This window comes from Caballeronia sp. LjRoot34 (assembly GCF_964253815.1).
Classification (GTDB): Bacteria; Pseudomonadota; Gammaproteobacteria; order Burkholderiales; family Burkholderiaceae; genus Caballeronia.
On record NZ_CAXUSB020000001.1, the window covers coordinates 3,753,537 to 3,769,123 of the forward strand.

Sequence of the window (15,587 nt, forward strand, 5' to 3'; positions counted from 1 at the left end):
ATGACTGCCGTGCTCCCCTCTTCCCCTAAAGCTCGCAATGAGCATCCGGTTGGTGCAGTCGGCAACGAACGGCTGCGCGTGGTTACGTCGCGCGGCGTGGGTACGGTGCCGTTTTATCGGTCGATCGAAGAACAGGATGCTGCGAACGTTTCGCGAATCGTGATCCTGCTGCACGGCCGGTTGCGTGATGCCGATGCTTACTTGCTCTCAGCGCAACGTGCGTTGGCGGCGGCATCGACCGATCCCGCCCATACGTTACTGCTCGTACCGCAGTTCCTGGCCACCGCGGATATTGCCGCGCACGGCTTGTCCGCCGACACGCTGCATTGGGAATGGACCTCATGGATGGGCGGCGACGACGCGCTCGGCCCGGCGCCGCTCAGTTCCTTCGATGTCCTCGATGCATTCATCGGGCAATTCGCGGATCTTGCGCGTTATCCGGCGCTGCGCGAAGTGGTGATCGCCGGGCATTCGGGCGGCGCGCAGGTCGCGCACCGGTACGCGATTGTGGGCGCCGGCTGTAACGTGCCTGGCGTGCAATGCCGGTACGTGATCGCGAATCCATCGTCGTATGTGTACTTCGACTCCGTGCGGCCCTACGCTGACGGCGTTCTGCGTCCCGCCGATACCACCGCGTGCCCCGGCGTGGATGACTGGAAGTACGGCGTGCGGCACCCGCCGCGTTACGCAAAGTCCGTGTCATTCGATACGTTCGAAACACGTTACGCGGCGAACGACGTTATCTATCTGCTCGGTCAGCAGGATTGCGACCCATACCACGATGCACTCGACCGTTCGTGTGCGGCACAAGCGCAAGGCCCCCATCGGCTCGCGCGTGGACGTTCTTATTTTTCGTACCTCAAAGCCCGTCATCCAGGGCTTGGACATCGCTGCTGGGAAGTCGCCGGCGTAGGCCACAACGGCGCAGCGATGCTCGGTTCGCACGAAGGCGTGCGGGCGTTGTTCGACGCACAACGGCTGGCGAACGTGGCCGATTCATCGACAGCCGGCGCGACGGATTAGACACCGCGCAATACATCACGACATTCAAGAACGTTGCTTCGGCGACGGGACTGCTGTCGTCCGGACGGTGCGTCGTTCGTTTCTTGGTCGGTTTATCGGCAAGCGTTTGGTTGGCTCGTTTGGCTCGTTTGGCTCGTTTGGCTCGTTTGGCTCGTTTGGCTCGTTTGGCTCGTTTGGCTCGTTTGGCTCGTTTGTCCGATGCAAGCAGCAGTTAATAAACATACGGAGACAGCATGATCAAAAATACCCTCGCCGCTTGCGGCGTATCTCTTGTCGTCGCTGCGCTGACCGGTTGCGGCGGTTCATCGTCCAATAACGACAGTCCGCCCCCCGCGCCGCCTACGCCACCTATTTCGTCTGCCACGGCATGCTCTGCGCTCGGCGGGATCAAGATTGCGGCGACGTCGATAGGCGCGCCCAGCAACGGCGCAACGGTGGCGAGCGCGACACTGGTCGCGGCGTCGAGTACGTCCGGCGAGTATTGCCAGGTGAACGGCACCATTGCACCGGTCGATACGACCGCGCCGAACATCAATTTCGAAGTCAACTTGCCGACGGCATGGAACGAAAAGGCGCTGCAATATGGCGGCGGGGGTTTCGACGGCACGCTCATCACCGGCCTTGCCGCACTCGACATGGCGCACACCGGTTCGTCGACACCGCTCGCCCGCGGCTACGTGACCTTCGGCGACGACTCCGGTCACCAAAGCAAAAGCATCACCGACGGTGCGTTCGCCGCGAACGACGAAGCGCTCGCCAACTACGGCGGCCTCACCCTGAAAAAAACCCACGACGTCGCCATGCTATTGCTCAAGGCGCGTTACGGCGCGGCGCCCACGAAAACCTATTTCTTCGGCAGCTCGACCGGCGGTCGTGACGGCCTCACCGTGATCCAGCGATGGCCCGCTGACTATGACGGCATTGTCGTCAACCGCCCCGCGCTCAACTACACGGGTCTGCGTCTTTCCAACGTTGTGCTTGGCCGCGCGCTTTATTTGAATGGCGGCGCGGGCTGGCTCGACGTGAACAAGACCGTGCTGCTCGAGAACGCCGTGACGAAAGCCTGCGACACGCTCGACGGTGTAGCCGACGGCATCATCTCGAACGTCGCGGCCTGCAAGCTGCAAGCGCCCGCCGTGCTCGCCGCCTTGCGCTGCCCGGCTGGCAAGGACACGGGAGACACCTGCCTCTCCGATGCCCAGATCGCAACCGTGAACGCCATTGCTTCGCCATTGCTCCTGCCCTATCCGCTCGCGAACGGCGTCACGCGTTACGCCGGGTACAACATCCTCGCGGGTTCCGTGTTCGCGGGTCAGTACACCACGCGTAACTTCGGCACCTCACCCATACCGGCCAATCCCGCCGGCAAGAACGACGCGAACCAGTGGGTCACAGGCGACCAGTGGGTGAAGTATTTCATCACGCGTATCCCGACGTTCAATTCGCTCACCTTCGACGCTCTGAATCCAGGCGCGTACCAGGCGCAAGTCCAGCAAGTTTCAGCTGAAAGCGATGCCACCAACCCCGACCTCTCGGCGTTCATCGCGAAGGGTGGCAAAGCGATCATCACCCACGGTCTCGCCGATGAAATCGTCAGCACGGATTCGTCGGTGGACTACTACAACGCGCTCGTGCAGAAATTCGGCCAGGCTTCCGTCGATAGTTTCGTGCGCTTCTATTTGATGCCAGGCGTTGGCCACGGCACCGGACCGTTCCTGCCGCAAGTCGATTCGCTTGGGGCGCTGGAACAATGGGCGGAAAACGGCACCACGCCGGAAACACTCACCGTCACGGACTCGACCGCTGCGACCGCCGGGCGCACGCGGCCCCTGTGCCGTTACCCGACCTGGCCGAAATACGCGGGCGGTAACGTCAATTCCGCCGCGAGTTTCAGTTGTAGCCAGTAATCGCCAAGGGAGGACGGGACGGGTCGAACTATCGTCCGGAAGGCTTGTCGAGCAAGAGAAGCAATCGCTTTCTGCTCTGCTATAGTCTTTCCCATCCTCCCTTTCCAGATCGCGCGTGGACCACATTCCCTTATGGGCGCAAATCTGCGCCATTTTCCTGCTGCTGTTTCTCTCCGCATTCTTCTCGATTTCCGAAACGTCGATGATGGCGCTCAATCGCCATCGGCTAAAACACCTCGCCAACCAAGGTTCGCTGCGTGCTCGCGTCACGCAGGGCCTGCTTGCCAAGACCGATCAACTGTTGAGCGTGATCCTGATCGGCAACAATCTGATCAACACGATCATTCCGGTACTGACAACGTCCATCGCGCTGCGCACCTTTGGCCATAACAATGTGGTCTTGTCGGTGACGACCGGGGTTGTTGCGTTCCTCATCATTGTGTTTGCGGAGATTGCGCCGAAGATTGTGGGCGCGACTTATCCGGAAAAGGTCGCGCTCCCGGCCAGCCTGGTTTTGTCGCCTTTGATGCGAGTGGCGAGACCAATCGTCTGGTTCGTCAACCTGTTCGCGAACGGCGTGCTGAAAGTGCTGCACATCAACACGAAAGGTGGCCGGGACCAGCGGCTTTCCACGGAGGAACTGCGCACCATCGTGCTGGAATCGGGCAATTTCATGCCGACCAAACACCGCAGCATCCTGCTGAACCTGTTCGACCTGGAGAACATCACTGTCGACGACGTGATGATTCCGCGCCGCCGGATTGAAGCACTGGATTTCGATGCCCCCTTCGACACCATCCTGCATCAGCTCGAGACCTGCTATCACAACAAGCTGGTGGTGTATCAGGGCGACATCGATCGCGTGCTGGGTGTTCTGCACGTGAGAAAGACGCTCTCGGCACTGCATAACCAGGAATTCGAACGCGAGACCTTGCGCGAACTGTTGGCCGAACCGTACTTCGTCCCGGCCGGCACGCCTGTGTTTCAGCAACTGCAATTCTTTCAGGAGAGCCGGCATCGAATTGCGATTGTGGTGAATGAATATGGCGAACTGCAGGGACTGGTGACGCCGGAAGACATCATTGAAGAACTGATTGGCGAGTTCACCACGACCATTCCACGCGGAGCTGGTTCGCGTGGCGGATGGAACGAGGAAGGTGAATGCATTGTGGCCGGCAGCATGCCGTTGCGCGAGCTGAACCGCTGGCTGAAACTGACGCTTCCCACCGACGGCCCGAAGACACTCAACGGCCTGATCCTCGAAGCCCTGGAAGAGATTCCGGACGGCGACGTGAGCGTGCGTATTGCCGGTGTGCACTTCGAAGTAATGCGCAGCGACGACCAGGCAATACGCACCGTGAAGATATTCCGGCCGCAAGGCGTGGTGCTGAGAAAACAAGGGTAGCGACGAAGCTGGGTTCATGGGCGGGTCGGGTTTCGCGTTGGGCTTCTGGTTGCACCAGCTTGCGCCGTTTTCGCCTCCGCTAATCACCTGTCGGACCGCGTTAGCCATTTGGTCAGCTTTTTCAGCGGCGCCAAGCGTTAGCCGTTCGGCCGAGTTGGAACAAGGCCCGTGGAAGGACATGATTAAGGCATCCCGTTCACCGAGCCATGCCGATGCCGTCCTCTTTCCCAGTTACATTTTCGCGGCCGCCGCCGCAGCTATCCGCTCGCCCGGCCGATGCAATCCCTGACGCCGACAACGCGCCCGCCGTTGCGTTGCTCACCGATACCCTGCGCGAAGCAGCTGCACGCGGAGCGTCCGATATTCACGTCGAACCGGGCGAGCACGAATGGCGCATCCGCTTGCGTATTGACGGTGCGTTGCATGTCTTTCTCAAGCCGCCGCCGCATTTGCGTGACGCTTTCATCACGCGGATCAAAGTGCTGGCGCGCATGGACATTGCCGAGCGGCGCGTGCCGCAGGACGGACGTTTGCGATTGCCGTTGGCTAACGGGAATCCGGAAGACTATCGCGTGAATTCGCTGCCGGTCCTGTTCGGTGAAAAACTCGTGTTGCGCCGCCTGGAGTCACTGCCGGCGGATCTGTCGCTGGCGGCGCTGGGGCTTGCCCCCGACCAGCAGAAGACGGTGCAAGCCGCGATCCACGCGCCCCACGGACTCGTGCTGGTTACCGGCCCCACCGGCAGCGGCAAAACCCTGTCGCTGTATTGCTTTTTGCAGATGCTCAACGCGGAGTCACGCAACGTCTGTTCCGTCGAAGATCCCGCCGAAATCCAGCTTGCCGGTATCAATCAGGTCAGTGTCCGCGACAAAGCGGGCCTCACTTTCGCGGTCGCGCTGCGCGCGTTCATGCGGCAAGATCCGGACGTGATCATGGTCGGCGAAATCCGCGACGCCGAAACCGCCGACGTGGCCGTGAAGGCTGCGCAAACGGGCCATCTCGTACTCTCCACGCTGCATACCAACGACGCACCCGCAGCCATCGCACGATTGATCGATATTGGCATTGCGCCGTACAACCTGGCGTCGGCGCTGAGGCTTGTTACAGCGCAACGGCTGGTGCGGCGGCTTTGCGACGCTTGTCGGCGGCCTTCAGACCTGGAGTTCGAGCCGGGCTTCAAACCGTTCGAGCCCCGTGGCTGCGCCGCGTGCCATGGCATTGGTTATCGCGGCCGGGTGGGCGTGCATCAACTGATGCCCATCTCCGACACGTTGCGCGAACTGATCGTCGCGCGCACCGCCACGCACGCCGTCACGCGGCAGGCACAAAGCGAGGGCATGCCGAGCCTGCGCGACGCCGCGTTCGCACGCGTACGCGAAGGCATGACGAGCGTAGCGGAAGCCGCCGACGCGACGGAGCTTACGTGAACGTGAACATGAGCCCACTGTCTTTCGATACGCGCTTTGGCTGGCGCGGCATTGACGCAAACGGCGCGGACAAGCGCGGCAAGACGATCGCCGCGGATTCAACCCGTGCGCGCGCGGCGCTAAAGCGCGGCGGCGTCACGGTGCTGGAACTCACCGCGCTCGGTTCGGCGCCACCTCCCAAAGCCCGCGCTGCCGACGTCACACTGTTCACGCGGCAACTCGCCGGCTTGCTGCGCGCCGGCTTGCCGCTTGCACCGTCGCTGGATCTCATCGCCAGTACCCCTTCGCGCGGTGGCCTGCCACGCATCGTGGGATCGGTTGCACGGGATATCACGCAGGGCATTGCATTCTCGGAAGCGCTGGCGCGTCATCCCGCGTGTTTCAACACGCTGTATTGCCAGCTGGTTGCCGTCGGCGAAGTGGCCGGCGCGTTGCCGGTCGTGCTCGCGCGGCTCGCCGAAGACCGCGAACGAGCAGGCGCTCAACGGGCGAAACTGCGTGCCGCGCTGACCTATCCGGTCGCGGTGCTGTTGTTGTCGCTTGCCATTACCGCAGGATTGCTGATTGGCGTGGTGCCGACCTTCAAGACCATCTTCGACGGTTTCGGCGCTAAATTGCCGGCACCCACTTTGTTCGTGCTCGCGTTGTCGGATGGCGTCGCGCGCTGGTGCGGACCATTCGCGCTCTTTTGCCTGATGTCCGGCATCGCGTTCAAGCGGCTTCTACGACGAGTCCCCGCGGCTAGAAGCGCGTTTGATCGCGCCATGCTGAAGCTGCCGCTCGCCGGATCCCTCCTGCGCGCGTTGGCGGTGGCACGCTGGAGCCGCGCGCTCGGCACGTTACTGGCGGCGGGCACACCGTTATCGGATGCATTCGATTCCTTGGCGAGCGCCACGGGCAACCGTATCTTCGATACCGCCACTGTCGAGATCGCGAGGCGCCTTCGACATGGCGAGCGGCTAGCCGCCGCCATGCGTGCGGTCGGCTGCTTTCCGCCGGATGTGGTGCAGCCTATCGCCGTGGCCGAGGAATCCGGTTCGCTCGACGCGATGCTGCTCGATCTCGCTACACTGGGCGACCGTCAGGTGGACGAACAGACCAGCGCATTCGCGAGCCTGTGCGAGCCTGTGCGAGCCTGTGCGAGCCGGTTGTGATCGTGGTACTCGGTGCATTGGTTGGCGGTCTCGTCGTCGCCATGTATCTTCCGATCGTTCAGCTCGGGAATGTGGTGTAAGTGGTGTAGGATCGCAGCCGAATTCAACCCAGGACAGTCATGCAGCCTTTGTATCAGGCGGAGTTTTCAGGCCGCTATCTCGACGCTTACGGTTCCGCGTTCGGCGCTTTGCCGCTCGCGGCGCAGTATGGTTTCGCGATCGTCTTCGGGCTGGTAATCGGCAGCTTTCTGACGGTCGTCGTGCACCGCCTGCCGATCATGCTGGAACGCGCGTGGAAGGCCGAGAACGCCATCAGCAACGAGGACGACGCGCATAAAGACGCGCTGCCCGCCCGCTACAACCTCGCCGTACCACGCAGCGCCTGCCCGCATTGCGGCCACGTGTTGCGGCCGTGGGAAAATATTCCAGTCGTGAGTTACGTGCTGCTGCGCGGCCGTTGCGCGAAATGCAACGCACGCGTAAGCGCACGTTATCCGCTGACCGAACTGGCCACGGCGCTGTTTGCCGCGCTATCGCTGTTTGCGTTCGGACCCACGCTGATCGCGCTCGCGGCGTTCGGTTTGTGCGCGACGCTGCTGGCTGCGAGCCTGATCGACTTCGATACCCGCTATCTGCCTGACACGCTGACCTTGCCGCTGCTGTGGGCCGGCCTGATCGTCAATCTCGGCGACACTGCATTCGTCCCGCTGCGGGAGGCGGTTATCGGTGCGATCGCGGGTTATCTGTTTCTCTGGTGCGTGTATTGGCTGTTCAGGCTCGTACGCGGCGTGGAAGGCATGGGTTACGGCGACTTCAAGCTGCTCGGCGCGCTTGGCGCGTGGCTCGGCTGGCAGGCGCTGCCGCAGGTAGTGCTGGTGTCGGCGCTGATGGGCGCGATCTTCGGACTGGCGGCAACCGGTATTGGCAAGATGCGCTTTGAAGAACCGCTGCCGTTTGGGCCGTTTCTCGCAGCCGGCGGCGTGATCACGTTATTTTTCGGCACGCCGCTTTACGCAGTGTTCGGCGGATAAAACGAAACGAAAAGGGAGTTGAACGATGTTCAGCATCGGCTTGACCGGCGGGATCGGCAGCGGCAAGACCACGGTGGCGGACATGTTTGCCGCGCGCGGCGTACCCGTTATCGATACAGACCTGATCGCGCACCAGATTACCGCGCCGGGTGGCGTCGCGATGCCGCTGATCGAAAGCACGTTCGGCCCTGAATACGTTGCCGCCGACGGTTCGCTGGATCGCGCAAAAATGCGCACCCGCGTTTTCTCCGATAACGCCGCCAAAGCTCAGCTCGAATCGATCACGCATCCACTGATCCGCGCCGAAAGCCAGCGCCAACGCAATGCGGCGCAAGGGGCTTATCACATCGTCGTGGTGCCGTTGCTGATTGAAGCGGGCGAACGCGCGAGCAAGGTGGAGCGGATTCTCGTGGTCGACTGCCCGGTAGACACGCAAATCGAGCGTGTGATCCGGCGCAATGGCTTCACACGCGATCAGGTGCTCGCCATCATCGCGCGTCAGGCCGCGCGTGAAGCGCGCCTGGCGGCCGCCGACGACGTCGTCGTCAACGACGCTGCCGCCACGCTGGAAACGCTGCAGCGCGAGGTGGACGCCTTGCACGTGCGCTATCTGGCAATGGCATCGGAGACGGACAAACTGCAGAGCAAACCGGGGAGCAAACCGCGTACCTAGCAAGTGCATGCAACGCGTTCGAACTCCTCACGAACGGCGCTGAAAATGCGCGCCAAATGTGATTAAACGTGCGGATTTGCCGTGGGTTTGATGCGGCATTAGAATGTCCTCACTTTCTGCCATCGAACCTTTCGACCAACGCCGAGGCGAGCGCGCTTGATCCTTTACGAGTACCCCTTCAACGAGCGAATCAGAACGCTGCTGCGTCTCGAAGATCTTTTCGAGCGTTTCACCTTCTTTCTGACTCAAGAAGACCCGCGCGAACATCACGCCGCACTGACCACGTTGTTCGAGATTGCCGAAGTCGCGGGCCGCACGGATCTGAAAGCGGACCTGATGAAGGAGTTGGAGCGGCAACGCCAGACGCTCGCGCCGTTTCGCGGCAACCCTGGTATCGAACAGGATGCGCTGGAGTCGGTGCTGGGCGAAATAGAGCAGACATTGGCCGGCCTCGGACAGATGCAGGGCAAGACGGGCCAGCATCTGGCCGATAACGAATGGCTTGCGAGCATTCGCAGCCGTACGATCATTCCGGGCGGCACCTGCCGCTTCGATCTGCCGTCGTACTTCGCGTGGCAACAAAATCCAGCCGAGGAGCGCCGCGGGGACATCGCGAAATGGGTCACGCCCATGCTGCCGTTGCGCGACGCCGCTACCATCGTGCTGCGTCTCGCACGAGAATCGGGCCAGGCGTCCAAAGTCATGGCCATGCAAGGCAGCTATCAGCAGATGCTTTCGGGTCGAACTTATCAATTGATGCAGGTACGAGTGCCGTCCGACACGCGCCTGATTCCCGAGGCGAGTGCGAACAAGTACATGCTATGGGTACGCTTTACAGTGCAGGACGGCGATCTGAGGCCACGTGCGGTAGACGCCGACATCCCGTTCCACCTGACGTTATGCAGTCTTTAAGTTGGGCTTAGAAACCCCATTTACTGAACTCAACCTCTTTAAATCCGCTCTGCAGAATGACCACTATCGTTAAATGCCCGACTTGCGAGAAGGACGTCCGCTGGGTTCCCGAAAGCCGCTTTCGTCCGTTTTGTTCAGACCGTTGCAAGCAAATCGATCTCGGTGCCTGGGCGACCGAGAAATATAAGATTGGCGGCAGTGAGCAAGACACGCCGCCCGATGAAGACTCGCATAGCGGCCTGAACTAGGCCGCAGCCCCGTTATGAAACAAAGCGTCTAAACCGCTTCCGCCGCGAGCCACTCCAGTACAGGAATGGCCGCGGGCAACAACGGCGTGACATCGGCGGGAAGATGCTGCCAGGATAACGCCTGGCCTTCGCGTCCGACCGGTTCACCGTTCCACGCGGTCACCTTGCAAAAATAGAGCCGCACGTACGCGTGGGGGTAATCGTGCTCGAGTGTCCGCCAGCGCTCGCAACCGGTCACCTCGATACCCAATTCCTCATGCAATTCCCGCGTGAGCGCCGCTTCAACGCTTTCCCCCGCTTCCAGCTTGCCGCCGGGAAACTCCCAGTAACCTTCATACGGTTTGCCTTCCGGCCGCTGAGCCAGCAGATAGCGACCGTCCGGTTGCACGAGCACGCCGACCGCGACGTCCGTCACCTTGCGTCCATCGGGCGCCGTGTTTGAAACGCTCGAAGTAGAAGTAGAAGCCGTCATGCCTTGCGGCCCGACCAGTCGCGGGCGAATTGCCACGCCACCCGTCCCGAGCGCGAGCCGCGTTCCAACGCCCACACGAGGGCGTCGCCGCGAGCCCCGGCAATCTCTTCTGCCTGGCAGCCGAAATGCTTCAGCCAGTGGCCGACGATCGTCAGGTAATCGTCCTGCTTGAACGGGTAAAAACTCACCCACAGGCCGAATCGCTCGGACAGCGAAATCTTCTCTTCAACCACTTCGCCGGGATGAATTTCGCCATCGGACGTGTGTTTGTAGGTCTCGTTGTCGCTCATGTATTCGGGCAACAAATGGCGCCGGTTCGACGTCGCGTAAATCAGCACGTTGTCTGATTGAGCGGAGATCGAGCCGTCCAGCGCCACTTTCAGCGCCTTGTAGCCCGACTCGCCTTCTTCGAACGAGAGGTCGTCGCAGAAAACGATGAACCGTTCCGGCCGCGCGGAAATCAGGTCGACGATATCGCCGAGATCGTGGAGATCGTCTTTATCGACTTCGATCAGACGCAGCCCTTCCGTGTGGTACGCGTTCAGGCATGCCTTGATCAGCGATGACTTGCCGGTCCCGCGCGCGCCCGTCAGCAACACGTTGTTCGCTGGAGACTTGCGCACGAACTGCCGCGTGTTCTGCTCGATAAGCCCCTTCTGGCGCTCGATATTGCAAAGATCGTCGAGCGACAACGGCGACAGGTTCGGGACCGGCTGCAGGAAACCGCGTCCCTGACGCTTGCGCCAGCGAAATGCCACGGCGCTGTTCCAGTCGATTTCCGGCGGAGCCGGCGGCAACATCCCTTCTACGCGCGCCAGGACAGCTTCGGCACGGGTCAGAAATTGTTCGAGTTTATCCATGGAGATTTAAGATCAGGAGCGGTAATCGGCGTTGATGCTGACGTAATCGTGCGAGAGATCGCACGTCCAGATGGTGGCGACCGCTTGACCGCGGCCTAGCAGCACGCGGATCGCGATCTCGCTTTTCTTCATCACGCGCTGCCCGTCTTCCTCGCGATACTCAGGATTGCGGCCACCATTCTTCGCGACCAGGACATCGTCGAGGTACAGATCGATCTTGTTCACATCGAGATCCGCCACGCCCGCATAACCGATAGCCGCGAGAATCCGGCCCAGGTTGGGATCGGACGCGTAGAAGGCGGTCTTGACGAGCGGCGAATGGCCGATTGCATACGCGATCAGACGACATTCGGCTTCGCTCGTGCCGCCTTCCACCGTCACCGTCATGAACTTGGTCGCGCCCTCGCCGTCGCGCACGATCAGTTGCGCCAGCTCCTGCGCCACCGATGTCACGGCATCGCGCAACGCGACATAGGCGGGGGAGTCCGTCGATGTAATCAACGGCAGCGACGACTTGCCCGAAGCGATCACGATGAACGAATCGTTCGTCGAGGTATCGCCGTCAATGGTGATGCAGTTGAACGAGCGATCGGCAACGTGCTTGATCAGGGTATCGAGCACCGGTTGCGTGACAGCGGCATCGCAGGCGAGAAAACCGAGCATGGTCGCCATGTTCGGCCGGATCATGCCCGCGCCCTTGCTGATACCCGACAGCGTGATCGTGTGACCATCGATCTGAACCTGACGCGATGCAGCCTTCGGCAATGTGTCCGTGGTCATGATGGTTTGCGCAGCGTCGTACCAGTGCGCGGGCTTTTGGTTCGCCAGCGCAGCAGGCAAACCTGCTTTCAAACGATCAACAGGCAGCGGCTCAAGAATCACGCCCGTGGAAAACGGCAGGATCTGTGTGGCTTCAAGGTCCAGCAGCGCGGCCAGCGCCTCACACGTTTCACGCGTGTGCGCCATGCCCGGCTCGCCGGTTCCCGCATTCGCATTGCCGGTGTTCACCACGAGTGCACGAATGCCCTTGGCGCCCGCACGCACTGCGTCCAGATGCTCGCGACACACCGTCACGGGCGCCGCGCAGAAACGGTTTTGCGTAAACACACCGCCGACCGTCGCGCCTTCTTCGATCTGAATGACGAGCACATCCTTACGATTCGGTTTTCGAATGTTCGCCTCGGCCCAGCCTAGCGTGACGCCGGCGACGGGAAACAGGTGGGCGGGATCGATCGAGGGGAAATTGACGGCCATGTTCGCGACTCGCTGAAAGTGGCGAGTGCCGGTGCTCAGAAAGCGCAACGGCACGGAGATGAAAGGAACGGAGCCTGACTTGTTTGAAAGACGGACGTCCGGCGATACCAAAACCAATTTGCCAAAGACAAACGACGCATTGCTGCGTCGCCTGTCTCCAATGCTTCTTTCTTGTTACTCGCTACGGCTCTTCAACCGTCGATTATGCGAGCTTGCCGTGACAGTTTTTGTACTTCTTGCCGCTGCCGCACGGGCACGGGTCGTTACGTCCGACCTTCGGCACATCGTCCGCCGCCACGCGGGTGGCGACCGTGGTGTCGTCGCCGTATCCCATCGCCTGATTGACCATCTGCGTGGTGGCGTCGGCCGCAACGGCTGCCGCAGCCGCGCCGCCTTCCTCGAAGTCGGCGTGCTGGAACGATACATTGTCCAGATGGCTGCCCTTCTCTTCGTACTGTTCGGCGGCTTCTTCCAGCTGTTCCGGCGACTGGACCTGCACGTTCATCACGACCCGCGTGACTTCCTGCTTCACCGAATCGAGCATGGCGGCGAACAGTTCGAACGCCTCGCGCTTGTATTCCTGCTTCGGATTTTTCTGCGCATAACCGCGCAGATGGATGCCCTGACGCAGATGATCCAGCGCGGCCAGATGCTCGCGCCAGCGGCTGTCGAGCGTCTGCAGCATGATCGAACGCTCGAATGCGCTGAACGATTCACGTCCGACAAGTGCGACCTTTGCTTCGTAGCTTTCATCGGCGGCGGAAACCACGGCTTCCAGAATCTCGTCGGCGTCGATGGAATTCGACTCGTTGATCATCTCCTGAACGGCGAGATCGAGTGACCATTCGTTGCGCAGCACTTCTTCCAGTTCCGGAGCGCTCCATTGCTCTTCAATGCTGCCCGCCGGAATGTAGGTGCGCGTCACCTCGGTGATCACGCTCTGGCGCATGGCGGTGATGGTCTCGGCCACGTCGGTTGCTTCGAGCAATTCATTGCGCTGCTGGTAGATCACCTTGCGCTGATCGTTCGATACGTCGTCGTATTCGAGCAATTGCTTGCGAATATCGAAGTTACGCGCTTCCACCTTGCGCTGCGCCGATTCGATAGAACGCGTGACAATCCCCGCCTCGATCGCCTCGCCTTCCGGCATTTTGAGGCGGTCCATGATCGAGCGCACGCGGTCGCCGGCGAAAATCCGCAACAGCGGGTCGTCGAGCGACAGATAAAACCGCGATGAACCCGGATCGCCCTGACGTCCGGCACGGCCGCGCAATTGATTGTCGATACGACGCGACTCGTGCCGTTCCGTACCAATGATATGCAGCCCGCCCGATGCCTTCACGCGGTCGTGCAGCGCTTGCCATTCGTCTTCGAGATGCTTGATGCGGCGTTGTTTTTCTTCGTCGGAGAGCGATTCGTCCGCTTCGATAAACGACGACTGCTTCTCGACATTGCCGCCCAGCACGATGTCCGTACCGCGACCGGCCATGTTCGTCGCAATGGTGACCGCGGCCGGCCGCCCGGCTTCCGCGACAATCGCCGCTTCGCGTGCGTGCTGCTTCGCGTTCAACACTTCGTGCTTGAGGCCCGCTTGCGTGAGCAGGCCGGACAGCAACTCCGACGCCTCGATGGACGTCGTACCCACCAGCACCGGCTGCCCGCGCTCGACGCAATCGCGGATATCGCGCGTCACGGCGTCGTAGCGTTCCTTCGCCGTCTTGTAGATCTGATCCTGCTTGTCGATCCGTTTCGGCGGCCGGTTCGTCGGGATCACGACCGTTTCCAGGCCGTAGATCTCGTTGAATTCGTACGCTTCGGTGTCCGCCGTACCAGTCATGCCGGACAGCTTCGAATACATGCGGAAGAAGTTCTGGAACGTGATGGACGCAAGCGTCTGGTTCTCGTTCTGGATCTTGACGTGTTCCTTCGCTTCCACGGCCTGATGCAAGCCGTCCGACCAGCGCCGGCCGGTCATCATGCGGCCGGTGAATTCGTCGACGATCACGACTTCGTTGCCCTGAACCACGTAATGCTGGTCGCGGAAAAACAGCGTGTGCGCGCGCAACGCGGCGTACACGTGGTGCATCAGCGTGATGTTTTGCGCCGCATAAAGGCTTTCGCCTTCACCGATCAGGCCCCACTCGGCCAGCAGCCGTTCGGCCTTTTCGTGACCTTGTTCGGTCAGGAAAACCTGACGCGCTTTTTCGTCAAGCGTGTAGTCACCCACTTTCTCGACGCCCGTGCCGTCCGCCTTCTCTTCGCCGATCTGCTGCTCGAGCAGCGGCGGCAGCGCATTCATGCGCACGTAGAGTTCGGTGTGATCTTCGGCCTGGCCGGAAATAATGAGTGGCGTACGCGCTTCGTCGATAAGAATCGAGTCCACCTCGTCGACCACCGCGAAATTCAGCGGACGCTGCACGCGCGCGTGGGTCTCGTAGACCATGTTGTCGCGCAGGTAGTCGAAGCCGAACTCGTTGTTCGTGCCGTACGTGATGTCCGCGGCATACGCTTCCTGCTTCTGCGCGTGTTCCATCTGCGACAGGTTGATGCCCCACGACAACCCGAGGAAGTTGTAGAGCTTGCCCATCCACTCGGCGTCGCGTTGCGCGAGGTAATCGTTCACCGTGACCACATGCACGCCGCGCCCGGACAACGCGTTCAGATATGCGGCCAGCGTAGCGACGAGCGTCTTGCCCTCGCCCGTACGCATTTCCGCGATCTTGCCGTAATGCAGCACCATGCCGCCGATCAGCTGGACGTCGAAGTGACGCATCTTCAGCACGCGCTTGCTGGCCTCGCGGCACACCGCGAACGCTTCGGGCAGCAACCGGTCGAGCGACTCGCCGCTCGCCACGCGCTGACGGAACTCGTCGGTCTTCGCGCGCAGTTGCTTGTCCGTGTACTGCTCGATCGTCGGCTCGAAAGCATTGATCGCCGCAACGGTCTTTTGGTACTGCTTGACTAGGCGCTGGTTGCGACTGCCAAAAAACTTTTGGAGGAAACCGGTGGTCATCGGATCAGTGTCTGCGTCGCGGTATTGGCTTAGAGCGCGCTGGGTGCGTCCCGGTTCGGGGAACCTCGGCGGCTTAAGTCCATGGGTGAAATCGAATCGGGGATTTTAGCACGCGCCTCCGGTAGAGCTTGCGTGCACATCGTTTGTGGTACATCGGCCCGGCGGCACGTCAGAGCGGTTCAAACCGGCAAGCGCGCCGCCATGTCAC

At 61.2% G+C, this 15,587-nt stretch carries 12 protein-coding genes and 1 pseudogene; 9 read left to right on the forward strand and 4 right to left on the reverse strand.

Going from position 1 to position 15,587, the window contains the following annotated elements; translation table 11 throughout:
- From ACSQ36_RS16815 to yacG, 9 genes and pseudogenes are all read left to right on the forward strand, one after another.
- Entirely contained in the window at positions 1 to 1,023 is a 1,023-nt protein-coding gene (locus tag ACSQ36_RS16815; protein WP_436182767.1) for a hypothetical protein, read from the forward strand.
- Between the two features lie 233 nt (positions 1,024 to 1,256).
- The gene (locus ACSQ36_RS16820; protein WP_436182768.1) at positions 1,257 to 2,930 is read left to right on the forward strand and encodes a tannase/feruloyl esterase family alpha/beta hydrolase; all 1,674 of its coding nucleotides are present in this window, start codon (positions 1,257 to 1,259) and stop codon (positions 2,928 to 2,930) included.
- 115 nt (positions 2,931 to 3,045) lie between these two features.
- The gene (locus ACSQ36_RS16825; RefSeq protein ID WP_436182769.1) at positions 3,046 to 4,335 is read left to right on the forward strand and encodes an HlyC/CorC family transporter; all 1,290 of its coding nucleotides are present in this window, start codon (positions 3,046 to 3,048) and stop codon (positions 4,333 to 4,335) included.
- Positions 4,336 to 4,541: 206 nt separating this feature from the next.
- Positions 4,542 to 5,762, forward strand: a complete 1,221-nt coding sequence (locus ACSQ36_RS16830; protein WP_436182770.1) for a GspE/PulE family protein — start codon at positions 4,542 to 4,544, stop codon at positions 5,760 to 5,762.
- 8 nt (positions 5,763 to 5,770) lie between these two features.
- A pseudogene (locus ACSQ36_RS16835) lies at positions 5,771 to 6,996 on the forward strand (type II secretion system F family protein).
- 39 nt (positions 6,997 to 7,035) lie between these two features.
- Complete coding sequence (locus ACSQ36_RS16840) at positions 7,036 to 7,947, forward strand: prepilin peptidase (protein WP_436182771.1); 912 nt, start codon at positions 7,036 to 7,038, stop codon at positions 7,945 to 7,947.
- Positions 7,948 to 7,972: 25 nt separating this feature from the next.
- Complete coding sequence (gene coaE / locus ACSQ36_RS16845; RefSeq protein ID WP_436182772.1) at positions 7,973 to 8,620, forward strand: dephospho-CoA kinase; 648 nt, start codon at positions 7,973 to 7,975, stop codon at positions 8,618 to 8,620.
- Between the two features lie 156 nt (positions 8,621 to 8,776).
- Positions 8,777 to 9,532 carry a cell division protein ZapD gene (gene zapD, locus ACSQ36_RS16850; protein ID WP_031360708.1) on the forward strand — a complete coding sequence of 252 codons (756 nt, stop codon included), beginning with the start codon at positions 8,777 to 8,779 and terminating at the stop codon, positions 9,530 to 9,532.
- Between the two features lie 56 nt (positions 9,533 to 9,588).
- A complete protein-coding gene (yacG, locus tag ACSQ36_RS16855) occupies positions 9,589 to 9,780 on the forward strand; it encodes a DNA gyrase inhibitor YacG (protein ID WP_213767319.1) in 192 nt (63 codons plus the stop codon).
- A gap of 28 nt (positions 9,781 to 9,808) precedes the next feature.
- On the opposite strand, the gene ACSQ36_RS16860 is transcribed toward yacG, so the two are convergent.
- From ACSQ36_RS16860 to secA, 4 genes are all read right to left on the reverse strand, one after another.
- Positions 9,809 to 10,252 (reverse strand): NUDIX domain-containing protein, encoded by a 444-nt coding sequence (locus tag ACSQ36_RS16860; protein WP_436182773.1) that lies wholly within the window; start codon positions 10,250 to 10,252, stop codon positions 9,809 to 9,811.
- On the reverse strand, positions 10,249 to 11,112 hold the full coding sequence (locus tag ACSQ36_RS16865; protein WP_213767321.1) for an ATP-binding protein: 864 nt from the start codon (positions 11,110 to 11,112) through the stop codon (positions 10,249 to 10,251). The genes ACSQ36_RS16860 and ACSQ36_RS16865 overlap by 4 nt, the downstream gene beginning before the upstream one ends.
- A gap of 12 nt (positions 11,113 to 11,124) precedes the next feature.
- Positions 11,125 to 12,366, reverse strand: a complete 1,242-nt coding sequence (argJ, locus tag ACSQ36_RS16870; RefSeq protein ID WP_436182774.1) for a bifunctional glutamate N-acetyltransferase/amino-acid acetyltransferase ArgJ — start codon at positions 12,364 to 12,366, stop codon at positions 11,125 to 11,127.
- Between the two features lie 202 nt (positions 12,367 to 12,568).
- Positions 12,569 to 15,379, reverse strand: coding sequence for a preprotein translocase subunit SecA (gene secA / locus ACSQ36_RS16875; protein WP_213767323.1), 2,811 nt, complete (start codon positions 15,377 to 15,379; stop codon positions 12,569 to 12,571).
- Positions 15,380 to 15,587: the final 208 nt, after the last annotated feature.

Excerpts from the sequence above, each read along its gene's own strand:
- ACSQ36_RS16815 (WP_436182767.1), top strand. The coding sequence starts at position 1 with ATGACTGCCGTGCTCCCCTCTTCCCCTAAAGCTCGCAATGAGCATCCG.
- ACSQ36_RS16820 (WP_436182768.1), top strand. The coding sequence starts at position 1,257 with ATGATCAAAAATACCCTCGCCGCTTGCGGCGTATCTCTTGTCGTCGCT.
- ACSQ36_RS16830 (WP_436182770.1), top strand. The coding sequence starts at position 4,542 with ATGCCGATGCCGTCCTCTTTCCCAGTTACATTTTCGCGGCCGCCGCCG.
- ACSQ36_RS16840 (WP_436182771.1), top strand. The coding sequence starts at position 7,036 with ATGCAGCCTTTGTATCAGGCGGAGTTTTCAGGCCGCTATCTCGACGCT.
- coaE (WP_436182772.1), top strand. The coding sequence starts at position 7,973 with ATGTTCAGCATCGGCTTGACCGGCGGGATCGGCAGCGGCAAGACCACG.
- yacG (WP_213767319.1), top strand. The coding sequence starts at position 9,589 with ATGACCACTATCGTTAAATGCCCGACTTGCGAGAAGGACGTCCGCTGG.
- ACSQ36_RS16860 (WP_436182773.1), bottom strand. The coding sequence starts at position 10,252 with ATGACGGCTTCTACTTCTACTTCGAGCGTTTCAAACACGGCGCCCGAT.
- ACSQ36_RS16865 (WP_213767321.1), bottom strand. The coding sequence starts at position 11,112 with ATGGATAAACTCGAACAATTTCTGACCCGTGCCGAAGCTGTCCTGGCG.
- argJ (WP_436182774.1), bottom strand. The coding sequence starts at position 12,366 with ATGGCCGTCAATTTCCCCTCGATCGATCCCGCCCACCTGTTTCCCGTC.
- secA (WP_213767323.1), bottom strand. The coding sequence starts at position 15,379 with ATGACCACCGGTTTCCTCCAAAAGTTTTTTGGCAGTCGCAACCAGCGC.